Annotated in this window: 1 protein-coding gene; it reads right to left on the minus strand. The window is 61.8% G+C overall.

The window, feature by feature from the left end:
* Positions 1–4 precede the first annotated feature (4 nt).
* The gene (iscB, locus tag GVL12_RS25615) at positions 5–1,441 is read right to left on the minus strand and encodes an RNA-guided endonuclease IscB (RefSeq protein WP_159918372.1); all 1,437 of its coding nucleotides are present in this window, start codon (positions 1,439–1,441) and stop codon (positions 5–7) included.
* Positions 1,442–1,784 lie beyond the last annotated feature (343 nt).

The raw sequence follows: 1,784 nt of genomic DNA on the forward strand, positions 1-1,784 counted from the left end.
TTCATCAGAGTGCGCGTGAAACCTCGGCATTCATGCCGGGGAGGTAGAGCGCCGGATGCGAAGCATCCGATGCTTTTGGCCTTACCTGATCACGTTTTGTGTGATTGGCCGGGTTAAGAAAATAGCCATACCCGTCGTTCCTTTGAACGATACGGCAGTGTCTGTAGTGGATTCCCTGCACCACCGCTGAAACGCCAGCTTGGTGCAATTGGATGTTGAACCTGCCCGTTGCCCGAATCGCCACGCGGCCCGTGTGGACGCCGGCCTTGAGACCTTTGGGTACATCCGCGCGCACCATGTCGCCCGTGGCAAAGTCGTGGACGCGCTTGCTGCGCATGAGGTAACCCCTGGGGAAACCGAATTTATCCAGGCGCGTGCGTTGGTAGCTGCCGCGGCCCATCGCCTTCAAGGCCAGGGTCGGGCTATTCCAGTTTTCAATGGAGTGGACCTGGCCCACGCAGGCCGCGTCCAGCGCATGGGTTTTGGGCACACCCAGCGCACTGCGGTTGAATTTGGTCCGCCCGCCCGAGGCCAGCTCCACGGGCAGGCCCGTAGCCTGCAAGGCGTTTGCCAGTGCCCAGCGCGTGGCGTTGACGGCTGCCGCATCGCGCAGCGGCTTTTGGGCCTGCGCAAGAATGGCGTTTAGTCGCTTGTGGTCCTGGGCCAGAAAATCCTCGATGCTGCGCGCCGCTTTTTTCTGATTGCAGCAGGCGCAGGCCAGGGTCAAGTTGGAAGCGCGGTTGCTGCCGCCATGGGCCTTGGCCCGGATGTGTTCGATCTGCAGGGGCAGATTCCTGGCGCCGCAGTAGGCGCATTGACGCCCCCATTTTTCCAGCAGATACTCGCGCAACTCGTAGCCGAACAGCGTGCCTTGCTGGTATTCGATGCCATCGATCTCAGGATTTTGCAACGCTTGCATGTCGAAGCGCACAAGCTCCGAGCTGATGGCACGCACGGGTGCCCAGCGCTGGATGCTCCGAACCCAGGTCATGGTAGTGTCCACGCGGTGCTGCAGCGATGGGGCGAGCCTGCCAGTCTTGTCGCCGCCCCGGTTCAGAAATCTTGGAGCGCGATAGCGCAGATTGCCGCGACGCCGACGGCGCATCTGACGGCGCGCTGTCATGGCCTCGGAAATCTGCCGGCCGCGGTGGACCAGCTCCAACAGGTTCAGCACGGCTACGCCCAGCTGGACTTCGCCAGTCAAAGCGTCCACTGCCGCCACCTCGCGGACCAGCGCGAGCCCCGTAGTCTTGCTCCCCGGGTCGATTTTCAGACGCAGAGGCTGGAATTCGCAGTCGCCGGCCTGACGGTCGACCAGTCGGACGACCATAGGCAGGAGGCGATGCACGCGCGCCCGGCCGCGGTCCAGCAACAGCCGGGCGCGCTTTTCGGTGCACGGCATCAAAGCCTTGCCATGGATGTCCAACACAAAAACCGCCACATCGACTCCTGATCATAAGCGCTGCAATCTGTACAGCCAGGCTGTCTTTCCAGCAGTCAGCCCTTACGGGCCTGGTGACGGGGCGCGTGATTTCTCACGAACCCGCTCCCCTCGGGAATGTCGACAACCGGCTCCAGCCCTTGCGGGCTGCGATCCAGACCTTCGGACCTTTACCTTTGTCCTGCATGATCCGGACCTTGCAGAGCAGCGAACTGAGGAAGCATTCGCTGGTGCGTCTGAACGACCTGTTATCGACGCAGCGGGTTGGGTACCGCTTTCCCTGGTCAATCTGGCTTGATTCCTTTCAGTTCCAAGCCCCGTCTTTTAGGGCGGGGTAATTGAC

This window comes from Pantoea sp. 18069 (assembly GCF_902706035.1).
Classification (GTDB): domain Bacteria; phylum Pseudomonadota; class Gammaproteobacteria; order Burkholderiales; family Burkholderiaceae_C; genus Comamonas.